Source organism: Priestia aryabhattai B8W22 (assembly GCF_000956595.1).
Taxonomy (GTDB): Bacteria; Bacillota; Bacilli; order Bacillales; family Bacillaceae_H; genus Priestia; species Priestia aryabhattai.
This window is the reverse complement of sequence record NZ_JYOO01000003.1, coordinates 221,549-246,796: the sequence shown is the minus strand read 5'-3', so window position 1 is coordinate 246,796 and position 25,248 is coordinate 221,549. Positions and strand designations below refer to the sequence as shown.

Below are 25,248 nucleotides of genomic sequence, written 5' to 3'. Positions count from 1 at the left end.
TATGACACATCAAAGACAATTAAAGCTAGGGGCTATTATTCATGGAGTCGGAGGAAATATGGGGGCGTGGAGACACCCTGAAATTTTGTCAGATGCCAGCGTAAATTTCGATTTTTACAAGCAGCAGGCTCAAAAAGCGGAAGAAGGAAAATTTGATTTAGTGTTCATTGCCGATGGGTTATATATTAATGAAAAATCGCTTCCGCATTTTTTGAATCGTTTTGAACCTCTTACTATTCTATCAGCACTTGCTTCTGTCACTTCTCATATTGGTTTAGTCGGCACTCTATCGACTTCGTATAGCGAACCGTTTACGGTGGCTAGACAATTTGCTTCACTTGATCATATTAGCAGCGGCCGAGCGGGATGGAATGTTGTCACATCTCCATTAGAAGGATCTGCGCTTAACTATGGAAAAGAGCACCCCACTCATGACAAACGCTATAGAATAGCTGAAGAGTTTCTAGAAGTAACAAAGGGATTATGGGATTCTTGGGAAGATGATGCTTTTATTCGAAATAAAGAAACCGGACAATTTTTTGAGGAGAAAAAGCTGCACCGATTGCATCACAAAGGCGAATTTTTTTCTGTAGAAGGCCCGTTAAACATTGGCCGCTCAGCTCAGGGGCAGCCCGTAGTGTTTCAAGCAGGCTCTTCTGAAAGCGGCAAAGATCTAGCCGCAAAAACGGCTGACGCAGTGTTTACGGGACAAGATAATTTAGAAGAAGCAAAAGCTTTTTACCAAGATGTAAAATCAAGAGCCGCAGCGCAAGGGCGCAATGAAAACGAACTTTTAATTTTCCCGGGAATAGGTCCTATTATTGGTAGTACAACCGAAGAAGCCGAAAGAAAATATGAAGAACTTGCTCAATTGGTAACAATTGAACATGCGCTAAACTATTTAGGACGCTTTTTCGATCATTTTGATTTTTCACAGTTTCCATTAGAGGAGGCATTTCCTGACTTAGGGGATATAGGAAGTAATAGTTTCCGAAGTACAACCGACAAAATTAGAGAAAATGCTAAAAAATATAAGTGGACACTCCGAGAAGCAGCGCTGCGAATTGCTACACCTAAAACACAATTTATTGGGACGCCAGAGCATATCGCTAATTTGATGGAACAGTGGTTTGAAGAAAAAGGAGCTGACGGCTTTATTATTCATTCAAGCGTTCCGCATGGCTTAGATGACTTTGTTGAACACGTTGTACCAATACTGCAAGAAAGAGGCTTATATCGTACAGAATACGAAGGGAGTACGTTAAGAAGTAACTTGCAGCTGAATGTTCCTAAAAATCGCTACACACAGGTGAAAGTTAACTGAAGTAGATTCAAAGATACCGGGAAAAAATTATTTTAGCTGAAGTGAAAAATGAACTATTAATCGAAATCTTTTGATTGATAGTTCGTTTTTTTTGTTATGGTGAACGCAGGTTTCATCTGTTTAATTCCCTTTAGCAGTTGATTGGAGGGCAAGGTGAAGACTCCCGCGAAAGCAAAGTCTTGCATGGAAATCAACGGCCGTGTAACAAGCCATCCATATGAGCTCATGTTTCCCGTTTGCTCGTCTTTAGATTGAATTAATTTAGTTATGTCTCGACCTTTTTTAATATTTTTAATATTAAAAATATGGTAAAATTCTTTTTGTAGGTTATTCGTTTCAGTTCATAAGGCCTAAAGGGTTTTGAATACCCGGAAAGGAGTCAAATGGAAAAAAGACATAAAAGTAAGAAGGAGCATATGATTATTTGGATATCTTTATCCGTTTTTTTAGTCGGTGGAGGAGCGACAGGATGGATATTGTACCAAAACGGAAAAATTCCTTTTTTATCACAGCAAAGTATAAAAGCAAGTGCCATTAAAGTGAATCAACAAAAAGTTGATAAGTTGGAAAGCAGCGATCAGCAGGCAAAAGATTTTATAGCTGAACATCATGACGTACTAAATGATTTGACGGGGTGGAGTGCCATTGAGCACCCAGACTGGTCTGCCGTACAAGAAGAAGCGACAGCCATTAAAAATACGATTGGGACGATTGAAGTAAAAGATTCTGTTTTAAAGAAAGACTTTGAGCATATGGAGAAGCTCGCTGGACAGCTAGAGCAGACGAAAGATCAAGCACTGTTAAAAGAACTTCATCGTTATTTTCATGACTTAGATGTTGTGATCAATGAAGACGATGGATCAAATACATATTTTGATGTTACCAGCTATGGTAAATCAGTTGTAAAGACTTCTAAATGAGCCATAGCAAAAAGTTTTATACATAAAAGTAGTTTTGTATAACAAACGTCTTCGCTTATTCATGCATATGCTACGGATAAGGAGGAGACAGGTTATATGAAAAAAATTTATTTAGATGCAGGTCACGGAGGGGCAGATCTAGGGGCTGTAGCCAGCGGATTATATGAAAAAGACGTAGTGTTAGCTGTTCAACAGCACATCATCTCTTTTCTTTCTACTCACTATCAAGGATTTTCTTTTTATACAACGCGTACAGCCGATGTGTTTTTGTCATTAAATGAACGGGTCAACAATGCCAATGCGTGGGGTGCTGATGTATACTTATCTATTCATATAAATTCAGGCGGCGAAACGGGATATGAAGATTTTATTTATAGCAAAAATATAAATAACCAAACCATTGTGTTCCGAAACGATATTCATGATCATGTGAAATTTGTTCTCACCAAATACAACCACTCTAACCGAGGCAGAAAATTGGCTAATTATAGTGTGTTAAGGCGTTCATATATGCCGTCTGTACTAACTGAAATTGGGTTTATTGATACAGAACACGATGCAAAGCTCTTAAAAAACCCTCAATTTCTAAAAGATATGGGGGTGGCATATGCAAAAGGGATTGCGCAGTTTTTAAACTTGGAGCCTACGGCCACAAAGTCTGTGGAAGCCTCTGACGCGGAAAGTTTTTCAAAACCTACTTCTTTATATAAACCTTTATGGATAAAAACAACCGAGGATACCTATACGTATAAGGATGCAAATATGTCAGGGAGAACAGGTTCTTTAAAAAAGAATACCCTCTTTCAAGTTTATAGTGAAACACATGCAGCCTGGATAATTGATAGAGAACATTTTATTGAAAAAAAAGATACAATGATTGAAGGAGAAACTATCACAACTGCGGAATTAACAAAAGAAGATGTGGAAGCATTAAAATTGTTTGTGACGGAAGAAAAATTAGAAACAGCCGCAACCTTTTCCGAAGAAGGAGCTTCGGTAGCCATCATTACACTTCACGATAAAAAAATACTGAATGTAAAAGCATTTTTAGATAGAGAAAAATGGTGGTATAAAGCTGAACGGATAAAAAAATAGTAAAAAAACCTGCTTGTTTTTTGAAGCTTTCACCCTAGTAATTTTACTTATTTTTGATAGAATATAAAGAGCTGAATCGTAAAGATGCATAAAGGTGTGATGGAAATGGAAGAACAACAAGAAGCGATTGACTTAACAAAAGTATATGTCTATGAGGAGTTTCCGGATAAAGTTGCAGGCAGATGCGATAACTGTGGACATGTGAAATTTAAAAGCTTAGTAAAAGACTTTATTTTTATCCGTACATGCGCAAAGTGCGGCATGAAAAAAAGTATTTAAATCCCTACTTCTTTATAAAAAACGCTCTTTCTGAAATGAAAAGAGCGTTTTTTCTCTATTTAACGTATAAATGATCGCTAAGCTGCTCTGAAATAGTTTCTACATCTTCTTGCACATGTTTTTGTTTTTTCATCATTTCTAACAGGATTTCTTCAAGGTTCTGTGAATGATTTTGCTTATCTTTTGGTTTATGTAAATACTTTGCGATTTGATGCATATTATTGCTTAGCCGGCTTAGCTCAGACTCAATTTTTCGCAGGTTAACTAATAGTTCCACACCTGCTTCTTTGCCGATTAAAGGCGGCTTAACTTTTCCATCCATAATAAATTTTCGAATGAGAGACGTTCGTTTTAAATTATAGTGTTCAATAAGTTCCTCTAGTTTTTCTTTTTCTTCTTCATTTAACTTAATTGCTGGAATGCTGTGTCCTCTCATAAGGTATCTCCTTTCAAGAGCAGTTCTTGCTGCGTTCAATCATATGTAAACATTCTCTTGTCTTTAATAATAGCAACCTTTTCCATGGTTAACTATGGTGAAAAGTTACTAAAATATCGAACGTACAGTCTGTTAAAAAACTGGTAAATTAAGAAATTTGGTTTAGTAATAGTTGAATTATAGAAGGAATGACATTATCTACAATATTGCTGCCTTTTTAATAAAGCAGCAAAAGGGATGAATGTACCGCTGTTGTCCTCAAGCATTTTTGATAGCGCAGCTTTAAAGAAGAGGGATGATTTTTATCAATTTTTCATCGTACCACATCTTTCCTCCTAGTAACTCTGTCGAATCTTCTAGACTATTGTCTCAAGGGAATAGAAAGAAAGAAGACGAAATGGTTGAGAACGAGGTAAAGTCATATTATGTCTTTATTTACCTCATTTACATACTTTACGGGGGAGGAATACGTTTGAAACTAAAAAAACGATTAAAACTAAACAAGATAGGGGGAGCTATGCTTGCGGCTGGGGTCATGTGTACATCTTATACGCCTATTCATTCGCTACAAGCGCCTGCAGTCGCTCAGGCTGCAGAGAATCAGTCGGATTCTTTGGAGCTGGCATTTGTACAAGCATCTAAAGAATTTGGTGTGCCAGCTTCGCTTTTAAAAGCAATTTCCTACAACAAGTCGCGCTGGGAAAGTCATAATGGAAAACCTAGCGCAGCCGGCGGATACGGTCTGATGCATTTAACAGACATCCCTTCTTTAGAGGATGGAAAAGGAAACGGAACTGCGTCTTCACAACCAGCATATGACAAACAGCAAACGCTCTCCTTAGCTGCTAAGCTGCTTAAGTCCGATAAAGAAAGATTAAAAAACGATCCTGTGCAAAATATTCGCGGTGGAGCTGCTGTACTAGCCTTTATGGCAAAAGACAAAAATGGAAACGTACCGTCTACTGATCAGAAATGGTACGATGCAGTCGCCGCTTACAGTTCTTCTCAGGATAAAGAAAACGCTCAAGTATTTGCCGATGATGTATATGAAACGCTGGAAAAAGGAGCAGAGCGTACAACATCAGACGGACAGCATCTTAAAATTTCTCCTCAAAATATAGATATGTCGATTCCTCGCGCTGAAAATTCCAATACGAATAAAGCGGATTGTCCGGCATCTTTAAAATGTGAATACATTCCTGCTTTTTACGGGAAATTCAGCGAAAGTCCTTCAGATTACGGAAACTATGATCTTGCAAATCGTCAAAAATCAGATGTTCGCTATATTGTTATTCATGATACAGAAGTAAGTTATGACGGAACGATTGATTTATTTGCTAACCCTAATAGAGCAGCTGCAAACTATGTCATACGTTCAAGTGATGGCCACATTGCACAGATGATTGATAACAAAGATGTAGCATGGCATGCAGGAAACTGGTATTTTAATACGCACAGTATTGGAATTGAACATGAAGGGTTCGCCCTTGAAGGATCCACGTGGTTTACAGAAGAAATGTACCGTTCTTCAGCAAGACTCGTACGCCACCTTGCCAAAGAATATAATATTCCATTAGACCGAGCTCATATTATCGGTCATGACGAGGTACCGGGTTTGTCTCCTAAGGCTCAATCAGGTATGCATTCAGATCCTGGGCCGTTTTGGGATTGGGGGCACTATATGGATTTAGTAGGAAGCCCAGTCGAGCGCCAGCATACAAACAAACTAGCCGTTACAATTAATCCCGTCTTTAAAAACAATCAGCCGGAGGTATCAGATGCACCAAAGCAGCCGGCCAACTTTGTGTATTTGCATCAAGCTCCTAGCAATGATTCGCCGCTACTGAATGAGCCTGCAGCTTCAGGGCCAGGAACGAAACAAACGTTAGACTGGGGAAGCAAAGCTGTAACTGGACAAACGTATGCAGTGGCTGAGACAAAAGGAGAATGGACAGCAATTTGGTACGGAGGACAAAAAGCGTGGTTTTATAATCCGCATAATCAAAATACGAGTAAAGGTACGGGCATATTATTAACGCCAAAAGCAGGAAAAGAAAGCATTCAAGTGTACGGAGGAGCTTTCCCGGAAGCTTCGGCTTATCCTTCTGATATCCCGGTTAAAGACATGGTCCCACTTCAGTATACAATCTCTCCGGATCAGGTGTACGTAGGGGTAGAAAAAGTAAAGAGTGACTATTACTATGCACCCAATTTTACAACAAATCCAAACGATCACAAAATGATTGTTGGAAAAGATGAATATTATCAAATTTATTTTAATCACCGCTATGCGTTTGTAAAAGCTTCGGATGTAGAGGTTAAAAGACAATAGAATAGAGTGGTAACAAAAAAGGAAGAGACAGGGTGTATAAAGGATATGTCTCTTTCTTTTCTTTTAAAAACCAAAAAAATTTAGAATGTTATTGATACTTTTTTAGCTTATGATCTTTTTAAAAAAGGAAGGAATGTCCTGTGATTATAATTAAGCCCCTAAGCCAGTGTTCTTTTTCCGATGCGCTACAAGCATTTAATAAAGGTTTTGAAGATTATTATCTTCCACTTGAGATGTCACTAGATCAATTCATTTGTAGGTTTGGTTTGGATCAGCTATCTGTCGATCATTCTTTTGTCGCTTTTTATAATGACACACCAGCTGGAATTATGTTAAATGGAATAAAAAGAGTCAAAGGAAAAAAACACGCTTGGAATGGAGGTACAAGCGTAGCTTTACCTTACCGAAAAATGGGGATTGGTGAAGCCTTGCTAAAAGCCACACTTGAGAGATATCAACAGCAAGGAGTAGTGGAAGCCAGTCTGGAAGCATTTAAAGTGAATGAAAAAGCCATTTACCTTTATCAAAAATACGGATATGAGATTGTAGATGCGCTTTTATTTCTAAAACATAGAGGAAGTTTTCGCGCTTCTTTACTTGAAAAGAAAAATTCGTTTACGTATTCGCTAAAACGAAGAGTTGTAAAAGATATTCAGAACCTATCCTTTTATACATACGACGTTCCGTAGAAAAATCAATTTGACTGTATTCGTGATGGAGAATCGTTTATTGCGTTGAATGAAAAAAACGAAGAAGTTGGCTATCTATTATTTCAAAAGAACTTTTCTTCCATAGGCATTGTGAATTCCGTTACTTTTTATCAAGGAAGCGTTAAGGAACATATCTCAAATTCCGAGGAAGTTCTAAACTTTTTATTGATATCCATTTTTAATATGTATGGGCCAATTGCTTACAATACATATAATCTACCTGAAAAAAGGAATAGCTTACTCGTGAAAATGTTAAAATTATTTGGCTTTCAAGATTTATATACAGATGAAGGAATCAAACTTGAGCAGGTGTTTATGAAAAAACAACTTTAAAAAGCGGCCACCGGCCGCTTTTATTGCATTTCTGTAATTGGATGTGCATCATAAAATTTCTCGATTTTTTCTTGCTGCCTTTCATATTTTGTTTTCCATACTTGATTCCCGTCATTATAATTCCGCAGATCTGTTCCGTAGAAGTCGGTTAACTCTTTTCGAGTAATTGTGATTGTCTGAGGAATAGTCGTATTAATAGTAAAGTGAACGCTGTCGACATTTTGTACGGCAGAAAGTAAAATGGTTGCGTTATGTAAAAGTGTACGTTTGGTTTTAACAGACGTCCAGCTTTTTTCAAACGTATGCTGATTACCTGTTGCAGCGTAGTTAATTGCTAAGTAGTAAGGTTTTTGCGCATTTTGAAAAGTTATACCTTTTAAATAAACGTGTCCTGGAAGTTTATTTGTAATTTCTTCTATTGAAGTATCACGTTCTAAAGAAGAAGTACGATGAATAGAAGAAGCAGAGACTCTTTCGGCAGACAGATTATTATGAGGTGCATAGGCACACCCTGATAGCCAAGTGAACACTGTACAAAGTGTAAGAGAAACATATGTTTTTTTCATAATGGTAACTCCTTTTGTTTATATCTACTTGTAAAGACGAAAGACCTATATATTTTGTTTCATACAAAATATAAGTTTATTCATTAAAAAGACAGATAATCCAAAATAATAGAAGTTAATAACCCTAATGAAGCAATAAAACCAATAACAGGACCACCTTCTTCAAAAGCTTCCGGCAACATCGTAGAAGCAACCATTGCCACAATTCCACCCCCGGCGAATGATGCAATAAAACCCATCATGTTTGGGGTAGCGTCTTGAAGAAATAAGTATCCAATCCAAGAGCAAAGAGCTGATATAAAAAAAACTGAAAGCCATAATGAAAAAATTTTCTTTTGGCTGTATTGGCTTTTTAGTAGTCCGCTTGTCCCGGAGATTCCTTCCGGTATATTACTGATAAAAATAGAGACAACAAGCAGCCAGCTAACGTGATGCTGTTCAATCAAACTTGCGCCAATCATTAGTGACTCAGGTATAGCATCCATAATGGTACCAATAAAAATGGCTAGTCCCGAGCTGGAGGGCACAAGGTGGTTAGAACGTTTTCTTTTGTGAGCGCCTTTTTTAGCTAAGGTCATGTCAAGAAGAGTAAAGAGTCCTGCACCCGTTAAGAAGCCTGAAGAAGAAGCAATAATTCCCGCTTCTTTTACTGAATCTTGAATAAGCTCGTAAGCAGCAGCTCCTAACAAAACGCCCGTGCCAAAAGCCATAATATAAGCAGTCAACTGTTTTTTTAAAGGTACAAAAATAGCTATAATGGCGCCAATTAGTACAGCTGAGCCTGAGACACCACCCCACATAAGGGCATCCATCACATGAGATCCCTACTTTCTTACGTACTTACTTGTAGTGTAACCATCTCTATGATTATTATGAAACAAGATAAATGAACTAAAAAAATGGGGAAAAATCACTTATTTAGACCTTGAATAAAAATACGTCTTTGGTATAATTGACAAAATTTTCTGATTATGTCCGTTGAAAGTGAAAAAACCTTGTGATAGGCTTATCAAAAGATAAAAGATGGAAAAAAATTCTTTTATCCATAGGCGATTAAAAACCTTACCGAGTTTTACTTTTAAACGAAAGAAGGAAGACGAGATGAATCCAAAAGCAGTGAAAAGAGAAAATCGTTATGCTAATTTAATTCCTATGCAAGAAATTAAATCCGTTGAACAGCAGCTTTACCCATTTGATATTTATAATAGCCTGCGTCAAGAAGCACCTATTCGTTACGATGAAAGCCGAAACTGCTGGGATGTATTTGATTATGAAACAGTAAAGTATATTTTAAAAAACCCGTCGCTTTTTTCATCCAAACGAGCAATGGAAGAACGCCAAGAAAGTATCTTAATGATGGATCCTCCAAAACATACAAAGTTACGAAACTTAGTAAACAAAGCTTTTACGCCAAGAGCTATTCAGCACTTGGAGGGTCATATTGAAGAGATTGCAGATTATTTATTAGATGAAGTAAGCAGCAAAAAAAAGTTTGATATAGTAGAAGACTTTGCTGGACCACTGCCGATTATTGTAATAGCAGAGCTACTGGGAGTACCAATAAAAGACCGAGCACTGTTTAAAAAGTACTCCGATGATTTAGTGAGCGGTGCTGAAGATAATTCAGACGAAGCCTTTGCGAAAATGATGCAAAAGCGTAATGACGGTGTGCTTTTTTTACAAGGGTATTTTAAAGAAATTATCGCCGAGCGTCAGAAAAATAAACAAGAAGATCTTATTTCGCTGCTTTTAGAAGCAGAAATTGACGGCGAACATTTAACAGAAGAGGAAGTACTGGGGTTTTGTATTCTATTGCTAGTAGCAGGCAATGAAACAACAACAAACTTAATTACGAACGGAGTCCGGTATATGACAGAAGACGTAGACGTGCAGAATGAAGTTCGTCAAGATATATCGCTAGTTCCGAATCTCGTGGAAGAAACGCTTCGTTATTATCCTCCTATTCAAGCGATTGGACGCATAGCCGCTGAAGATGTAGAACTTGGAGAGTGTAAAATTAAAAAGGGGCAGCAGGTAATTAGCTGGGCAGCAAGTGCAAATAGAGATTCAGCTAAGTTTGAAAGGTCTAACACTTTTGTCGTACATCGTAAAGCGAATCCTCATGTAAGCTTTGGATTTGGCATCCATTTTTGCTTAGGAGCACCGCTAGCAAGAATGGAAGGGAAAATTGCCTTTGCTAAATTACTAGAAAAAGGGGAATTTTCCAAAGTTCAGAATCAGTATTTAAAGCCAATAGATAGCCCTTTTGTTTTTGGTGTAAAAAAATACGAAATTACTTTTAATAACATCTGAAAAGCGAGCGCAAATGATGCGCTTGCTTTTTAGCTTTCAGTGTTCCATTTTTGATCCTCTGAAGGAGACGTGTAGGTGTCCATTGAAGAGATGAGCTGTTCGGGAGTATCAGAAATGTTGATTAGACGAATAGCAGAATCCGTAGAAAATCCTTCATCTACGGCATGCTGAACCATTTGCATAAGCGGGTTGTAGTAGCCGTTCACATTTAATAACCCTACTGGTTTTTTATGTATACCAATTTGAGCCCAGCAAAGAGCTTCAAATAACTCTTCAAATGTTCCGAAACCTCCAGGAAGTGCAATGTAAGCATCAGCTAACTCGTGCATAGTTGCTTTTCTCTCATGCATGCTCTCTACTTCGATGAGTTCTGTCAGCGCGGTATGAACAATTTCACCGCTAAACAAACCGCGGGGCATAATACCAATGACTTCGCCTCCATGCTGAAGCATTTCATTTGCAACTTCTCCCATCAGACCCATTCGTGAGCCTCCGTAAATCAGCCGGTAGTTTTTTTGGGCCATGTAGCGTCCTAGCGAGACGGCGGCCTCTTTATATTCTGTTTTTATTCCAGCGCTTGCTCCTGCAAACACACAAATTGATTTCAATTGCTTCACTCCTTTGTTTCTTTTCTATATAAGTCTTTTCTGTTTATGAAGAACAAATTCCTTCTTAATAATTTATGAATTTTCACAATGCCATCGCTTGATTATTCTAAAAACTTTGCTTATAATCAAAGCGAAACATCTGTTTGAAAGCGTTATCTATTTCTTTTGATGGAAAAGAGAGTACGCATAGATCTACTTGTAAGATAAGTAGATAACATGAACTTATGAGGATTAGACCGTTTTAAACGCTTCATTTAGTAAGCATACGTACTTGCAGGATTAGGACAAGGGGGATATCGGAATATGATGAATAATTTAATACGCACATTAATGGTACAAACACCGACTGTACCGGGAAACTTAGGAAGAGTAGCAACAGCTATCGGAAATGTTGGAGGAGACATTGGCGAGGTTGAAACCGTTAAAGTAGGACATAACTACACCATGAGAAGCATTACGGTTCAAGTAGAAAGTGAAGACCAGCTTGAGGAATTGCTTGAAGCGGTTCGCAGTTTAGAAGGCATTACTTTACATACAGTATCCGATGAAGTTCTTCATGCGCATGAAGGCGGTAAAATTCAAATGAAAAGCAAAATGAAAATTGAATCGATCGCTGACTTAAGAAGAGTGTATACACCAGGTGTAGCAAACGTTTGCCGTGCTATTCAAGAACAGCCCGACAAAGCTAAGATTTATACGAGCATTGGAAATACGGTTGCGATTGTAACGGATGGCACCGCTATATTAGGATTAGGAAATATTGGTCCAGTTGCAGGAATGCCCGTTATGGAAGGAAAAGCTGCGTTATTTGATCAGCTTGCTAATGTAAACGCTATCCCTATTTTGCTAAATGTAAATGAGCCGGAAGAAATTATTCAAACAGTTAAAAATATTTCACCGGGATTTGGCGGTATTTTACTAGAAGATATAGGGTCGCCTCACTGCTTTGAAATTGAAGAACGTTTAAAAGAAGAGCTCGATATTCCAGTTATGCATGATGATCAACATGGAACAGCAGTTGTGACGCTAGCAGCAGCTATCTCAGCTTGTCGCAGCACAGGTGTGAATTTGAAAGAAGCAAAAGTAGGGCAGATTGGCTTAGGAGCTGCCGGTATCGCTACTTGCAGAATGTTCATGGCGTACGGTGTCAAACAGGTGATAGGAGCTGATAAGTCTCCTGAAGCGAATGAGCGCTTAGTCAGCTACGGTGGAAAAGTAGCGGATTCATTAGAAGAGCTTATGGAGAACTGTGATATTGTTGTTGCGACAACAGGTGTACCTGGCTTAATCCAAAAAGAATGGATCCGAAAAGGGCAAATCATTCTAGCACTTTCTAACCCAAAGCCAGAAATTGAACCTGAAGATGCTCTTGAAGCAGGAGCTATTTATGCTACTGACGGCAGGTCAGTGAATAATGTACTCGGCTTCCCAGGTATTTTCAGAGGAGTGTTAAATGCGGGGGTGCGTGATATTACACATACGATGCTTGTAGCTGCAGCTGAAGCCATTGCGAATTCAACGCGTCCAGGCGATTTAGTTCCTCATCCTCTTAATCTAGCTGTACATGAAGCAGTATCTGAAGCAGTTGAAAGAGCGGCTGTTGTACACGGAGAGAAAGACGGCGTTTATCGATAACAAACAAGGCTGCCTCGAAATAGGCAGTCTTGTTTGTTTTTTATCAAAAAATAATAAGAAAATAGCAAACTATGAAACTTTTTTCCTTTTTTAACGTAATATAGTAATAGAAATAGTAAAAAAGGTAGAGAAAGGAGTTTTTATGGAGTTTGAACATTTAAAGGGCAAATTGCCTCTCGAGGCTAAAAAAGCGATGCGCTGGCAATCTATTTTTACGCATAGCCTGTGGCTTCTGGCAACAGCGGGTTATTTTCTACTCGTTCATTTTTTTGATTGGTGGTCAATTATTGGATGGATATCAGCTGGACTATTAGTCGTGAGCTTTATCATATATACAATTATAGCTCCAAATGTATATATGAATGTATATTCATATGAAGTAACAGATACTCAAATTGATGTACAAAGAGGGCTATTCATCTGGTATCATACGAAAATTCCGCTTGTGAAAGTGCAGCACGTTGAAACGTTGACAGGGCCGATTTTTCGAAAATTTGACTTGGCATCTGTTAAAATCATCACAGCAGCTGGAAGTGTCGAAATTCCTGCACTCGGGCAAAGAGATGCTGAAGCACTGCGGGAGTATATTGCTAGACTAGCAGAGGTAGATGATGAAGATGAGTAAGCGGCTGCATCCGCTATATATTGCAATTGCATTTATTGAACATGTAAAAAATAATATCCTGCCTTTTGTATTTGTATTTATTGTCAATCGGCACCTGTTGTTTACATATTGGTGGGCAACGCTATTAGCGGGAGGCGTAGTCGCTTTATTTGCTTTTTTTACTTGGAGGGAATTTCGTTATGAAGTAACGGAAACGGAAGTGCGTCTTTATAAAGGAATTTTTAAAAAAGAAAAACGATTTATTCAACGAAATCGCATTCAATCGATTCAGTTAGATCAGCCGTTTGTTTTTAGAATTCTTTGCTTAGCCCGGCTTCGTATTGACACGGCCAGCAGCGGTACGGATGCTGAAATTGATTTATCTGGTATTTCACTAAAAGAAGCGCACCATCTTAAAGATACGTTAAAGCTGTCAGGAAGTCAGCCGGAAATAAGAGAAAAAAGTCCTGAATGTATGATGAAAGTGTCGGTGAAACAGCTGGCGTTAGCTGCTGCGTTTTCCGGAAATTTTGGCTATATATTTGCTGCTCTTGGTTTTCTCTATCAGTATATTGATACGTATATCAACCGCTGGGTGAAGACAGCTTACGAAGAAGTGATTCATCAATCGATGCTTGGTTTATTTGTATTAGTGGCTGTAATTGTGGTGCTTGCTTATTTGCTGTCTATCGTTTTATATGTGATACGCTTTGGCGGTTTTACAGTGGAACGCTACGATCATTATCTACATATTAAATACGGACTGTTAAATAAGAAATCCCTTACGATTCCTTTTCATAAAATACAGGCTGTTACGATAGAAGAAGGGTTGGTTCGACGCTTATTTGGATGGTCTTCCGTTTCGTTAAACGTCGTAACCTCTGATTTAAAAGAAAAGGTCTATTTACACCCGTTTATCCAGCAAAAAGAGATTTCAGCATTAATGAACGTATATGTCCCGCACTATGAATATATAAAGTGTCCAAGAAATACAGCTATTCAATATGCATGGTACCCATTATTATTACCGCTCTTGTTACTTGCAGCGGCAGGGATTGGCATCAGCTTTTGGAAATCAATGTTCGTGTGGGTTATTGCCGTGCTATCCCTTGTGTACGTACTTATTCAGTGGTTAGGATATCGCCAAGGCGGCTTAATGATGGACGAGGTATTTGTCAGTATTCGCTCGCAGTTTTTAACACGAAAAACAACGATTATTAGAAGAAAGAAAGTGGAACAAATCGAGGTGTTTGCAGGTACCTTTCTATGGAAAAAAGGATACAGGAAAATAAAAATTTCAACTATGGGTACAAGCGGCAGCTATAAGTCGGGATATTTTCCCTTTGAAATTTGGTATCCTATCTTTCTGCAAGCTACTTCTTCTAAAAAGGCATGAAGAACATCATTGTTCTCCATGCCTTTTAACGTTATCTATTCATTAAATTTTTTCCTTGCTCGTAATAGCTATTCATCACTTCAACTGGCACCATACTGCCTCCAGTTGACCAGACAAGGTGAGTAGCTTTTGACATATCGCTTTTTAGTGCTTGCGCTTGTATATATGAAGACCCGCTTTCCATCAGGTGAAGAGGTCCTTGTAAACCAGCCGCTGCTGAAGGTTCTATATACATATTTTGACGATTGGCTAGCTCATAAATAAATCGGAAAAGCTGATCATCTTCTACAGTATAAATTCCGCTAATAAGCGATTTTATCGTTTCGCCTACAAAGCTAGATGGCCTTCCTACAGCTAGTCCATCGGCAGCTGTTACGTTATCAAGTCCAATATCCGTAACGGAAATGCCATCATGCAGCTCGGTCATTAATCCAAGCAGCATGCAAGGGGAGTGAGTAGGTTCAGCAAAAAAGCAGTGAACGTGATCACCGTAGATTGCTTTTAATCCAAACGTAATACCGCCAGGACCTCCGCCTACTCCGCAAGGTAAATAGACAAACAAAGGGTGTTCGGCGTCTACTTGAATTTGCTGCTCGGCTAGCTGCTTTTTCAAACGTAAAGCCGCAACGGAATAACCAAGAAATAAATCTCTAGACTGCTCATCGTCAATAAAATGACAGGCGGGGTCTGCTTCGGCTTGCTTTCGTCCTTCTTCCACGGCTTTTCCGTAGTCAGACTGATATTCAATAACGGTTACACTTTTAGAACGAAGTAGATCTTTTTTCCATTTTTTTAGCGTCCGCTGACATATGGACGGTGACATTAAAGCCGAGAGTAGCGCTCATAATACCAATGCTTAAACCTAAATTACCGGTAGATCCTACTGAAATAGAATAAGAAGAAAATAACTTTTTACATCGTTCTTCAGCTAGAAGAGCGTAGCTGTCTTCCTCGGTAAGCAGTCCTTTTTTGATAGCAAGACTTTCAGCAAACTTTAATACTTCATAAATGCCGCCTCTTGCTTTAATAGAACCTGATATGGGAAGATCGTGATCGCATTTCATCAATAATTTTCCTTGCAGCTTATTATTCATTTGTTGATTTAAATAGTCTTTCATGTATGCAATTTCTTGAAGAGGTGATTCAATGATTCCTTTTGATGCTTTCAGCTCCGGAAAAGCGATTTGAAGAAAAGAAGAAAAGCGAGAAAGTCGCTCTTTTGCCTCTTTTATATCTTTGGGATGTAAAGAAAGAGAAGAAAGTGCTTCTTGAGCAGGTTTTATATAAGGATTTATCCAAAGTATTTCCTGTTTATTGATTAAAGGTGTTAGTAAAGGATATTCATGCATCCATGTAGCAAGGGGTTTTTGGTGAAATAAATGTGTCGTCATAAAGGCTCCTTTCGCGATATGTTATTTCCTTTATATGTATAATATCAAGAATAGAAGAAGTTGAAAACGAAAATATCAAAAAGCGCATTTTAACTACCTCTTGTATACTAATAGGGATAACCTATACAACTGCATAGAAAAAAGGAGAGGAATTTATGGCATTTTCAGGTGATGATAGCACATGTCCTATCTGCGGAGAGAGAAATAACTGTGCTTCTGTACAAGGCAGAGAAATAGAAAAGTGTTGGTGTATGCAGAAAGTTTTTACCCATGATCTGTTTAAACAAATTCCTTTAGACAGCAGAGGAAAAGCGTGTGTATGCGTCAAATGCGTTGGGAGACAGAAGAAAGAAGGTAGGGATTAACGTGAAAAAAGGAATTATTTCATATGGTGAGGCATTTATTGATTTTATCGCCAAAAATGAATCTAACACTGACTTTGACCCTTTTTTAGGAGGCACAACCGTTAATGTAGCAGTTGGAGTTCAGAAGCTAGGAGCAAAAGCATATTATATCTGCAAGTTAGGCAGTGATGAAACAAGTGATTTCGTAAGAAAGAAGCTTTTAATTGAAGGAGTAAACCAAAGCGGCTGTGTAACATCGAAGACGAAAAAAGTTTGTGAAGTGTATGTACATAAAAGTAAAGAAGGAGATCGTCACTTTCATTCCTACATAGATTCTACACCTCATGAGCAAGTGTATAAACATGAGCTGCAGGAACCTTTATTTGAGCAGGCAGCGATTTTTTATTTTGGGTCAGGCACGTTGTTTCATCGGATTTCCCAGGAAACTACGAAAGAAGCTGTAAGGCTCGCAAAAAAATATCGTATGCTGGTAGCATTTGATCCAAATATCCGAATGAAAAGATGGGAAAGTGAAGCAGCATGTAGAAATACCGTAACACCGTTTTTGTACGAAACAGATATTTTGAAAATCTCTCAAGATGAGCTCCATTTTTGATGAATTCAACAGATCTGACAGAAAGCCTAGAAAAACTGAGATCGTATCATATTCCGTACGTATGGATTACTCAAGGAGAAGATGGGGCAGTAGCGGTTACTGCAAATCAAACGCTTCATGTGAGTGCAAAAGAAGTGCAGGCGATAGACACGACGGGAGCGGGTGATGCATTTATGGCAGGAATTCTCTGGTGTATTCATGAAAAAGGGTTACCTGAAAGTGAGGAGTCACGGAAGCGGTACACAATGTTTGCCAACGCGTTAGGTGAAGCAGTTTCAGCTAGGTACGGAGGAATGATTTCACTGAAAGCAAAAGATGTATCTAGTATAAAAGCAGGTAGCTGATAGCTACCTGCTTTTGAACGTTTATTATTTAAAAAACGACAGTATAATCATAAGGGCAAAAATAATCGTAAGATGGTTCAATGAGAACACAAACATTAAAGTAGCCCATTTTGTATCTTCTAATTTTTTAAATCCAACAATCCCAAGAAGCATCCACACTAGTGTTAAACCGAACGTTGTAAATGCGATAATTTTACTAAACGATAAAAATAAGAAAGATGCCGCTAGTAAAATAACTAGGTATACAAGCGTTTGGACTTTGGAACGACGGATCCCTTTTACTACAGGAAGCATTGGTACACCTGCGGCTTTATATTCCTCAAGTCTTCTAATCGCAATAGCGTAGAAGTGAGGAGGCTGCCATAAAAACATAAATACAAACAATCCAATTGCTACCGGATGAAATAAGTCTGGTGAAATAGCGGCCCAGCCAATGATTGGAGGCATAGCTCCAGAAATACTTCCGACTTCGGTATTATAAATGGTTGTACGTTTTGTAAGCATAGTATAAGGCACTACATAAAAGAAAAATCCTAAAATACCCATAATGGCGGCCATGTTAGAAACTAAAAATAAAATACCTACACCGATAACAAATAAAGCCAGTCCTAACCATAGAGCAAATTTAGGGTTGACCGCTCCTGTTACAGTCGGTCTGTCTTTCGTACGTTTCATGATCGCATCAATATCACGGTCATAGAAGTTATTAACTGCCCCAGCTCCTCCTACGACAAAAGATGTCCCAATTAAAGCCAAAATAATGATAGGAATTTGTGTCACAAAGCTTAAGTCGTTAACAGCAATTGCGAGACAAAGCCCAGCAACCATTCCTAGTGAGTTCGATTTAATAATCCCAGTTTTTATAATAGCACTGATTACTTCCCGGGAAAAATACTGATTGATAGGAAGTGATTCCTTTGTGATAACTTCGGTATTTTTCACAGCAATTCTCCTTTTTGAGCTTATTCTTACATGAATAAACATAATCTTTATTAATCAACTAAACTATTTTAACAAAAAAATATCGTAATTACATCAAGGTTGCTCGTAAAATTTGTTAACATTCCTTGAACTTTTTAAAAAAACAAAGAATAATGTCGAATTACCAATTGAAAATAAGTACATCCTTTATTATAAGATAAAAATGGAATGCTTAAAAATGAAAATTTTGACTATCTGGTGAACTTTTAACGAGCAAGAAACTCGAACTTAATCGTACCATATTTATTGGTAATTGCAATCACATAGTATGTGATGAAAGAAAAGATGTGGTACATTAAAGAAAAGACTAATAAGTTTATTTACTATGTCTTATTCACAAGGAGGATATATGATGCCAGATAAATATGCTAGCTTCTCTGAACTTGCCTCTTATGAAGTATACAACCAAGACTACAAAATTCAATTTGAAATCAGACCTTCTAACATTATTATGCTCGCGATACACGGTGGAGGTATTGAAACTGGAACATCCGAACTTGCTGTTGGACTAGCAGGAAACGAATACTCGTACTATATATTTGAAGGGTTAAAGAAATCAGGAAATGCCGACCTTCATATCACATCCACTCATTTTGATGAACCTCATGCGCTAACTATTATATCGAAAGAAGACTATGCAGTATCTTTTCATGGATACAATGATAAAAGTGAAAAACACACTAAAATCGGCGGTGCTGACAAAGCGCTAAGGTCCAAAGTACATGAAGCGCTTGTTTCCAAAGGCTTTAGTACAGAAATTTTATCAGATCAAGACCCTTTTTCCGGTACAAGCCCCAGAAATATAACCAATAAAACAGCTAGGCGGATGGGTGTGCAAATTGAGATAAGTAAAGCGCAAAGAGAAGCATTTTTTGCAACTAACACGAGAAATGAACGTAAAAATTCTAAAACCCAGGAATTTTTTGAGTATATATCAGCTATTAGAAGTGCATTTCCTCTTAGATAAATCAGATACGTTTAGTATTTATTAAACAGGTTAGATTTATTACGGGCATGTTTGTGGTATACATATAGTAACTACATAAACTGGAGGAGATAATCATGAAAAAGTTTGACCAAGAAGATACCCTAGAACGACTTAAAGCCTCTTATCGATATTTAAAAAGCGTAGATATACCAGAAATCAGCACATTAGATAATCAAAAACGAGCGGAGGCTGTGCAGTTAATCGAAGAGATTGGTCTTAAAATATCAGAAATGCGTGTGAAAGTAGAGTGAGAAAGAAGGACATTTGTCCTTCTTTCTCTTTTTCAACAACTATAAATAGGAGATTGGCCATGAATGAGCAATATTATGACGCTTTATTAAATATAAAAACAACGGGAGAACAAAAGGGATTTAATGATTCATTTCATTACCATCGTTATGAACCCACACCTTATCGTGCATTAGAAACACTTTTCACTCAGTATGAGCTAACAAGCAGCGATAGAATTGTCGACTTTGGGTGTGGGAAAGGAAGGCTGAATTTTTATATAAACTACCTATGTAATGCCACCGCTGTAGGGATAGAAATGAATGAGCACTTTTATGAGCAGGCCATAGATAATCAGAGGCGCTATTTAAAAAAAGCCAAGGGCCGAAAACGTCATATTCATTTTCAGTGTTGTTTAGCCCAGGAATATAAGATTCATCCACTAGACAACCGCTTTTATTTTTTTAATCCTTTTTCAGTTCAAATTTTTATCCAAGTAGTGAACAATATTTTGCTTTCGTGGGAAGAGAATAAGCGCGAGATTGATTTGATTTTGTATTATAGTTCAGAGGATTATCTTCATCATCTCGAAAAACACCCTTCTTTCACTTTAAAAGAAGAGGTAATGCTGCCAGAGTTGGATCGTAAAAATCCATATGAACGGTTTTTGATTTATAAAGTAGCTTATTAAGACGACCTATTTACTATTTTATAAAACTGTATCGTCGCCGGTTCTATTTAACAAATCAGCAGGGGCTAGAACAAGACCCGCTGATTTTATTTATAACTTTTTAGAAAATAAAGCATAACACTTTATTATGTAAGCGCTTTCTGTTATAATGGAATTAGGTTGGATAGCATGCGTGGCTATCGGTGTACTCAGCGCAGGCGGGGCTAGTACAGAAAGAGAAGGCTACATACAAGTTAATAAACATTTAGTCGATAGAAATAAGAAGTCTCAAAAACAAATTTATTAATTTGTATGCTAAATCGTAAATTAACAAAAACAGCATTTATGATAAGCTTTTAGAGAAAAGAACCCAGTATATACTGTATAAGCAATTTTTTTACTCTAAAAAAGGGTAAAGAAATTGCTTATTTATTTTTAAATAAGTGCACAGCTGTTCAGATTTGTTTTGAGATATCTAGCGTTAGTGTATAATAGTAACAAGTACGAAAAGTTGACATTGTTAATTGATTAAAGGGGATTTAAAAATGAGTGAACTAAAAATAGATGATGTAGCGAAGCAAAGCGGTTTAACAAAACGTACGATTCGTTATTACGAACAAATTGGACTGATGCCAGCACCTCCAAGAAGTGAAGGTGGATTTCGTCTGTACACCGAAGAACATGTAGAATTCTTAAAGAAAATTACCAATGCCAAAGAAGTCATGGGTTTTTCACTTCAAGAATTACAGGAATTTCTTGCTTTAAGTGATACTCTTGAAATACAAAAGATGGATTATAGGCAAGTGAAAGGAACAAGTCAACAAAAAGAAAAGTTAGAGCAAGTGTTACATACGGTAGAAGAGCAGCTCAAGCTGATTGAACAGAAAAAGAAAAACATCTTAAAAGTAGAGTCTGACCTTCTGTCACTGAGAGATCGTGCTAAGGCTGCAATTGTAAAATTTGAGCAGGAAGAATCATAAAAAGCAGGCGCATTCACCAGAAGAGTGCGTCTGCTTTTATGGTTTTTATAGGGCATTCATTTATGATTGTGAAGTGTTTTCTTCTAACTGTACCCCTAAAAGAAGTAGAATAGCCTGTATCCCATCGGCTTTTCCACTGTGAAAGCTTCTTGTTTCAGCATCCAAAGCTTCATTTACAGATTCCATCATATTTGATTCGTATAAGTCTAAAATCAATTGTTTTCCTTCGGGACTCAAATGCAGCTGCCCGCGTTCCTTCATTTTAAACTTCAACTTCTTCAACTCCCTTTCCCATAATACTATCAGTATACAAAATTAATAACATTTACGTAAACGTTAATTTTTGTATATGGACAGAAGAACATATTGAGTATAGGTACTAAGTGAGGTGAGAGATACTGGTTATCCTTTGTTTGTTTTAATGTTTGTCAGCTTATAGCCGCAAGCTGAGCATGTATAGATAACGTTTTGATTGGACTGAGCAGTTAAAACGGTAGCAAGCTCTTTTTGAGAATGACAGTTAGGACAAATAACAACAGGGGATTTCATGTAATTTTCTCCTTTTCTTTTTCATAGTCAAATTTTATTTTATGTAAAGTTTAATCAAATATCCTTCGTGCTATCAAAAACGACGGAAGACATGTAAAAAAGCATTCTCGTTCAAAAGAAACGGGAATGCTTAAGGTGAGTTTAAAATCCGTCCTGGCTTGCTGTAAATGGAATGTTAAGTCTTCTTTCTACATTGCGTAAGCGCTGATTTAATCTGTTTATACGGTCAGTATGTCGCTCAACAACTCGATTTAAACGAGTGATTTCTCTGACTTGCTCCTCATTTTGTCTCTCAAGGGCACGAATTCTTCGTTCAAATCCTCCAAGATTTTGAAGCTGCTGTCTTTCATCGTATTCTTCATGCTGTGGTACGTAAGGGGGATAGTATTGTTGAACTGAGTAATCAACTTGCTGAGGAATATATCCAGGGTTGAAATAATAAGGGTTCATTAGGGCACCGCTCCTTTTAAATAGTAAATTCAAATCAAACACGATATAACGTATGCGAAGATAAAAAAAATGCTATAGGCACATACCTAAAGACATTCTGTATTTAAAAAGGAAAGTATTTTTAAAAGCGAAAAGGAGATAGCTGCCTCTTTCTTGAATATGCAAAATAGAAAAGCTTCTTTTTTAGACACTTTATTTAAGAAAGAGGGAAAGTGACCGATGGCTCAAGGGAAACAAAAACCAGCACCTAAAATAGAAGAATCAAAAGCTCCGCCTGCAAAGAAACAAAAGTCGAAGAGCCGCAGCACCAAAAAAGCGCAGCCTCCTATATCGCCCTGGGTAAAAGCTGCTTCCGCTTTATCTAACATTGATTTCATTCGTTTGTTTCGAGTGCTGTTTCTTGCTTTGGTGGTTGGTTTTATTGTGTATCAATATATTTTACTTACAAAAGGGATCTTCATCAAAACATACGTAAACCTTTGGCATCATCACAAAATGATCTTGCTGGCTGGAGCTGTATTTATTATCTATACTTCTTTCATCTTTTACCTTGGCTACCGCACCGCTAAAAAGCGCTAGAACTATTCTAAACGGCGAATATCATTCATTCTTTAAGCAAACCTTATATGTATATTAGCATAGAGGGGGGAAGAAACGTGGACAAGCAGCGAGCAAAACAAATTGCTGATTCACCCGTTATGGCTAACGTTACGTATAACGAAACGATACGGCCGTTTATATTCAACATGTAAGCGAAGAAAATGATACGGCAAGAATTTATCCGCTAGGTCAGCCTGAAAATGAACAAAATGTTGCGGTGAGCCAATTAGTAGAGAATTAAGGTGGATAAATAGAGCTGCTTTTTCAGTTAAATAAAAGACAGAGAGCACAATACAGCTCTCTGGCTTTTATTTATTCTTCCCATTTCTTACTGCTAATTTTCTCAATAATCCCGTGCAAATCACCTGGCTTATGAAACTCAATCGGGGAAGCGCCTTTTTCAAATAGAATCGATTCCGCTTCAATTAACGCCACGTAGCGTCCGTTCACTTTCGCTAAGTGAATATTTTCCCCGAAATCAGCTAACAGCCCTTTAATCTCTGTTTCGCCAAGCTTCATTTTAAGCTCCGCATCAGGCGTATGCTCGACGATATGAGCAGCAGCTTCCATGACTTGATGGGTATCTAAACGTTCTTGAAGCTCACGCTTTTCACTTGTTGCCCACAGTTCCATGTCCGATTCAAACTGTTCAAGCTCTACGCTTTCTGCTTCAAACGTTTCGCTGACGTGTTCACGCACCATATCCATCACTTGTGTTTTCATAATCTCAGGCATCGGCTCGTTGTAGTCAATGAATTTCAAGAAGTCTTCAAAGTAACGGGCATGAGACGCTTGGTGGATGACGAGTTCACTTTCTTCCACCATGCCTTCTTCAGGCATGTAGGGGTATTGAATGGATTTCATGTTTTTAGTAGTAATCGCCATCTCTACGTGGCGAATAAGGGTTGATTCATCTGAAATTGAAGCCACTTTTGGTTCAAAGTCACATTTTAAAATAAACACAAAAGCATGATCAAAATATTTTCTTGGAACAGCAGATACAACTAAAAATGCTCCTCCTCGAACGGCTGCAGTATCAAGGTACGCATTGATAAACTGTTCGCTGTTTTCTTCAAATTCTTCTTTGGTTGTGGCAAAACGAGTGCGGTGAAATAAATTATAATTAGGGTTTGAATCGAGTGCGTGTCCTGGTTCAACTATAAAATACCCAAGCTTTGTAGGCACTTGTTCTGCTTTAGGGTGTCGCTCTACTTTGCGTTTTACAATTTTTTTAAATTCACCGTCTAAAAAATCTTTAATGGAACTTTCTTCATATTCTTCCGTATCAAGCGTTTGAAAATGCTTATATTGTTTAGAGGCCTGTTCTTCTTTTCCTTCTACTTGTATTACGTAAAATGATAAAAAATTAATTTTAAAATCCATAGCAGTCACCTTGTTTCTTTTTAGTCAGTTACTTCAGTATAAGAAAGAGTCCGGTAAGCGTCAATGCCTGTTAGCTTTAAGGAAAAAGAAGATCTATTTATAGAATTGATCAGCTGAGAAATAGTGTGTAAAGCAAAGAATAAGAGAGGCAGGGGGCCTCTCTTATTTATACTGCTCCAACCGTTCAAAAAAGGTTTTGACAAACTTATAAAAAATTTTATCAGAAGGTGCTAAATCACGATTTCTAGGAATAATCATCCCGACTGTACGCTGAAGCTGCGGCGTATGAATAGGAAGTTTAGTCGTGAAACGAGGAGTCGTTTCAGACACTGTGCTTTCAGGAAGAAGCGTGACGCCAATTCCTGCGGATACAAGACCTTTAATCGCATCTAAATCTTCTCCTTCAGATGAAATATTAGGCATGAATCCTGCTTGTTTGCAAGCGTCAAAGGCCATTTTATGTAAAATGAATCCTTTTGGAAACAGCACAAAATTTTCATTTCTTAAATCCCGCAGCCGGATGTTGTCCCGTTCAGCGAGCGGATGATGAGAAGGAACAAGGGCTAAAAGATTTTCAGTGAATAGAATATGCCCTTCTATACTCTGGTCCTCTACAGGTACAGGGCCTAAAAAAGCGATATTAATATCTCTTTTTTTAACCGATTCAATTAAAAATTTGTACGAACCTTGTCTAAGATGAAAAGCAACATTTGGGTGTTCTTCTTTAAAGGCTGATATAATAGTAGGAAGAAGGTGACTAGCAAGACTTGTTGGAAATCCGATTTTAATCGTCCCTCTTTCGGGATCCAAGTATTCATCAATTTGTTCTTTCGCATAGTCAATAGCTTTCATAGCCGTCTCCGTATGCTCAAGAAAGACTTTTCCTATTGCTGTTAGCTTGACATTTCTTCCTTCGCGTTTGAATAAACTAACACCTAGCTCAGATTCCAGGTTCGCGATTTGACGGCTGATTGCTGATTGAGCTACATGCAGATATTCTGCCGCCTCAGATACGTGTTCTCTTTTTGCAACTTCCATAAAATAGCGTAATTGACGCAGTTCCATAAGCATCCTCCATCTATATATATCAAAATTAGATTAGTTTTATCTAAATTATATATTGTTTATATTGATTTGAAAACTTACAATGTAAACAGGTGATCTTAAAAAGAT

Annotated in this window: 28 protein-coding genes and 2 pseudogenes; 19 read left to right on the top strand and 11 right to left on the bottom strand. The window is 37.7% G+C overall.

Features of this window, described 5'->3' with window-relative positions; translation table 11 throughout:
• Position 1 precedes the first annotated feature (1 nt).
• The 4 genes from N178_RS03910 to N178_RS03895 all read left to right on the top strand — a co-directional run bounded on the left by N178_RS03910 (position 2) and on the right by N178_RS03895 (position 3,618).
• Positions 2–1,324 carry an LLM class flavin-dependent oxidoreductase gene (locus N178_RS03910; RefSeq protein ID WP_045290601.1) on the top strand — a complete coding sequence of 441 codons (1,323 nt, stop codon included), beginning with the start codon at positions 2–4 and terminating at the stop codon, positions 1,322–1,324.
• 416 nt (positions 1,325–1,740) lie between these two features.
• Positions 1,741–2,244, top strand: coding sequence for a hypothetical protein (locus N178_RS03905; protein WP_237758391.1), 504 nt, complete (start codon positions 1,741–1,743; stop codon positions 2,242–2,244).
• A gap of 96 nt (positions 2,245–2,340) precedes the next feature.
• Positions 2,341–3,339 (top strand): N-acetylmuramoyl-L-alanine amidase family protein, encoded by a 999-nt coding sequence (locus tag N178_RS03900; protein WP_045290597.1) that lies wholly within the window; start codon positions 2,341–2,343, stop codon positions 3,337–3,339.
• Between the two features lie 99 nt (positions 3,340–3,438).
• The gene (locus N178_RS03895; RefSeq protein WP_025752091.1) at positions 3,439–3,618 is read left to right on the top strand and encodes a DUF8096 family protein; all 180 of its coding nucleotides are present in this window, start codon (positions 3,439–3,441) and stop codon (positions 3,616–3,618) included.
• 55 nt (positions 3,619–3,673) lie between these two features.
• On the opposite strand, the gene N178_RS03890 is transcribed toward N178_RS03895, so the two are convergent.
• Positions 3,674–4,054, bottom strand: a complete 381-nt coding sequence (locus N178_RS03890; protein WP_013056777.1) for a plasmid mobilization protein — start codon at positions 4,052–4,054, stop codon at positions 3,674–3,676.
• A gap of 472 nt (positions 4,055–4,526) precedes the next feature.
• Here N178_RS03890 and N178_RS03885 point away from each other — a divergent pair, with 472 nt between their 5' ends.
• Together N178_RS03885 and N178_RS27415 are read left to right on the top strand one after the other, a co-directional pair.
• A complete protein-coding gene (locus N178_RS03885; protein ID WP_045290596.1) occupies positions 4,527–6,386 on the top strand; it encodes an N-acetylmuramoyl-L-alanine amidase in 1,860 nt (619 codons plus the stop codon).
• Positions 6,387–6,526: 140 nt separating this feature from the next.
• A complete protein-coding gene (locus tag N178_RS27415; protein WP_237758390.1) occupies positions 6,527–7,075 on the top strand; it encodes a GNAT family N-acetyltransferase in 549 nt (182 codons plus the stop codon).
• A gap of 374 nt (positions 7,076–7,449) precedes the next feature.
• Here N178_RS27415 and N178_RS03875 read toward each other — a convergent pair whose 3' ends face one another.
• On the bottom strand, positions 7,450–7,995 hold the full coding sequence (locus N178_RS03875) for a DUF4825 domain-containing protein (protein ID WP_045290595.1): 546 nt from the start codon (positions 7,993–7,995) through the stop codon (positions 7,450–7,452).
• Positions 7,996–8,078: 83 nt separating this feature from the next.
• Entirely contained in the window at positions 8,079–8,810 is a 732-nt protein-coding gene (locus N178_RS03870) for a ZIP family metal transporter (protein WP_152640831.1), read from the bottom strand.
• 286 nt (positions 8,811–9,096) lie between these two features.
• Between N178_RS03870 and N178_RS03865 the strand changes: the two genes are divergently transcribed.
• On the top strand, positions 9,097–10,308 hold the full coding sequence (locus N178_RS03865) for a cytochrome P450 (RefSeq protein WP_045290592.1): 1,212 nt from the start codon (positions 9,097–9,099) through the stop codon (positions 10,306–10,308).
• A gap of 29 nt (positions 10,309–10,337) precedes the next feature.
• Here the strand turns inward: N178_RS03865 and N178_RS03860 are convergent, their stop codons facing one another.
• Positions 10,338–10,916 (bottom strand): LOG family protein, encoded by a 579-nt coding sequence (locus tag N178_RS03860; protein ID WP_045290591.1) that lies wholly within the window; start codon positions 10,914–10,916, stop codon positions 10,338–10,340.
• 303 nt (positions 10,917–11,219) lie between these two features.
• Between N178_RS03860 and N178_RS03855 the strand changes: the two genes are divergently transcribed.
• The 3 genes from N178_RS03855 to N178_RS03845 all read left to right on the top strand — a co-directional run bounded on the left by N178_RS03855 (position 11,220) and on the right by N178_RS03845 (position 14,551).
• Positions 11,220–12,551: an NAD-dependent malic enzyme gene (locus tag N178_RS03855; protein ID WP_045290590.1), complete on the top strand. Its 1,332-nt coding sequence runs from the start codon at positions 11,220–11,222 to the stop codon at positions 12,549–12,551.
• Positions 12,552–12,693: 142 nt separating this feature from the next.
• Entirely contained in the window at positions 12,694–13,176 is a 483-nt protein-coding gene (locus N178_RS03850; protein ID WP_029714080.1) for a PH domain-containing protein, read from the top strand.
• On the top strand, positions 13,169–14,551 hold the full coding sequence (locus N178_RS03845) for a PH domain-containing protein (protein ID WP_237758389.1): 1,383 nt from the start codon (positions 13,169–13,171) through the stop codon (positions 14,549–14,551). The genes N178_RS03850 and N178_RS03845 overlap by 8 nt, the downstream gene beginning before the upstream one ends.
• 31 nt (positions 14,552–14,582) lie before the next feature.
• Here N178_RS03845 and N178_RS03840 read toward each other — a convergent pair.
• A pseudogene (locus tag N178_RS03840) lies at positions 14,583–15,942 on the bottom strand (D-serine ammonia-lyase).
• A gap of 155 nt (positions 15,943–16,097) precedes the next feature.
• On the opposite strand from N178_RS03840, the gene N178_RS03835 reads away from it, so the two are divergent.
• Genes N178_RS03835 through N178_RS27760 form a run of 3 tightly spaced genes read left to right on the top strand, consistent with a single transcriptional unit; the run spans position 16,098 to position 17,246 of the window.
• A complete protein-coding gene (locus N178_RS03835) occupies positions 16,098–16,307 on the top strand; it encodes a cysteine-rich CWC family protein (protein WP_045290586.1) in 210 nt (69 codons plus the stop codon).
• A gap of 1 nt (position 16,308) precedes the next feature.
• The gene (locus N178_RS27765; RefSeq protein WP_272946314.1) at positions 16,309–16,902 is read left to right on the top strand and encodes a PfkB family carbohydrate kinase; all 594 of its coding nucleotides are present in this window, start codon (positions 16,309–16,311) and stop codon (positions 16,900–16,902) included.
• Positions 16,902–17,246 carry a PfkB family carbohydrate kinase gene (locus N178_RS27760; protein ID WP_272946313.1) on the top strand — a complete coding sequence of 115 codons (345 nt, stop codon included), beginning with the start codon at positions 16,902–16,904 and terminating at the stop codon, positions 17,244–17,246. The genes N178_RS27765 and N178_RS27760 overlap by 1 nt, the downstream gene beginning before the upstream one ends.
• A gap of 24 nt (positions 17,247–17,270) precedes the next feature.
• Here the strand turns inward: N178_RS27760 and cyoE are convergent, their stop codons facing one another.
• Complete coding sequence (gene cyoE, locus N178_RS03825; protein WP_045290581.1) at positions 17,271–18,188, bottom strand: heme o synthase; 918 nt, start codon at positions 18,186–18,188, stop codon at positions 17,271–17,273.
• A 388-nt stretch (positions 18,189–18,576) separates the two neighbouring features.
• Between cyoE and N178_RS03820 the strand changes: the two genes are divergently transcribed.
• The 4 genes from N178_RS03820 to N178_RS03810 all read left to right on the top strand — a co-directional run bounded on the left by N178_RS03820 (position 18,577) and on the right by N178_RS03810 (position 21,093).
• Positions 18,577–19,194 carry a poly-gamma-glutamate hydrolase family protein gene (locus N178_RS03820; protein WP_029714073.1) on the top strand — a complete coding sequence of 206 codons (618 nt, stop codon included), beginning with the start codon at positions 18,577–18,579 and terminating at the stop codon, positions 19,192–19,194.
• A gap of 95 nt (positions 19,195–19,289) precedes the next feature.
• Positions 19,290–19,466, top strand: coding sequence for a hypothetical protein (locus N178_RS26875; RefSeq protein ID WP_169746649.1), 177 nt, complete (start codon positions 19,290–19,292; stop codon positions 19,464–19,466).
• A 59-nt stretch (positions 19,467–19,525) separates the two neighbouring features.
• Positions 19,526–20,134 (top strand): class I SAM-dependent methyltransferase, encoded by a 609-nt coding sequence (locus N178_RS03815; protein WP_045290579.1) that lies wholly within the window; start codon positions 19,526–19,528, stop codon positions 20,132–20,134.
• A gap of 524 nt (positions 20,135–20,658) precedes the next feature.
• A complete protein-coding gene (locus N178_RS03810; protein ID WP_033578828.1) occupies positions 20,659–21,093 on the top strand; it encodes a MerR family transcriptional regulator in 435 nt (144 codons plus the stop codon).
• 60 nt (positions 21,094–21,153) lie between these two features.
• Here the strand turns inward: N178_RS03810 and N178_RS03805 are convergent, their stop codons facing one another.
• The 3 genes from N178_RS03805 to N178_RS03800 all read right to left on the bottom strand — a co-directional run bounded on the left by N178_RS03805 (position 21,154) and on the right by N178_RS03800 (position 22,092).
• Positions 21,154–21,366, bottom strand: a complete 213-nt coding sequence (locus tag N178_RS03805) for a hypothetical protein (protein WP_013056795.1) — start codon at positions 21,364–21,366, stop codon at positions 21,154–21,156.
• A 129-nt stretch (positions 21,367–21,495) separates the two neighbouring features.
• Positions 21,496–21,642 carry a hypothetical protein gene (locus N178_RS26535; RefSeq protein WP_152640830.1) on the bottom strand — a complete coding sequence of 49 codons (147 nt, stop codon included), beginning with the start codon at positions 21,640–21,642 and terminating at the stop codon, positions 21,496–21,498.
• Between the two features lie 141 nt (positions 21,643–21,783).
• The gene (locus N178_RS03800; RefSeq protein WP_013056797.1) at positions 21,784–22,092 is read right to left on the bottom strand and encodes a flagellar hook-associated protein FlgK; all 309 of its coding nucleotides are present in this window, start codon (positions 22,090–22,092) and stop codon (positions 21,784–21,786) included.
• A gap of 219 nt (positions 22,093–22,311) precedes the next feature.
• On the opposite strand from N178_RS03800, the gene N178_RS03795 reads away from it, so the two are divergent.
• Both N178_RS03795 and N178_RS03790 read left to right on the top strand, forming a co-directional pair.
• Positions 22,312–22,671: a hypothetical protein gene (locus N178_RS03795; RefSeq protein WP_045290575.1), complete on the top strand. Its 360-nt coding sequence runs from the start codon at positions 22,312–22,314 to the stop codon at positions 22,669–22,671.
• Positions 22,672–22,748: 77 nt separating this feature from the next.
• A pseudogene (locus tag N178_RS03790) lies at positions 22,749–22,933 on the top strand (H-type small acid-soluble spore protein).
• A gap of 71 nt (positions 22,934–23,004) precedes the next feature.
• Here the strand turns inward: N178_RS03790 and N178_RS03785 are convergent.
• Together N178_RS03785 and gltC are read right to left on the bottom strand one after the other, a co-directional pair.
• Entirely contained in the window at positions 23,005–24,075 is a 1,071-nt protein-coding gene (locus N178_RS03785) for a DUF3900 domain-containing protein (protein WP_045290574.1), read from the bottom strand.
• Between the two features lie 162 nt (positions 24,076–24,237).
• Positions 24,238–25,140: a glutamate biosynthesis transcriptional regulator GltC gene (gene gltC / locus N178_RS03780; RefSeq protein WP_029714063.1), complete on the bottom strand. Its 903-nt coding sequence runs from the start codon at positions 25,138–25,140 to the stop codon at positions 24,238–24,240.
• Between the last annotated feature and the right edge of the window lie 108 nt (positions 25,141–25,248).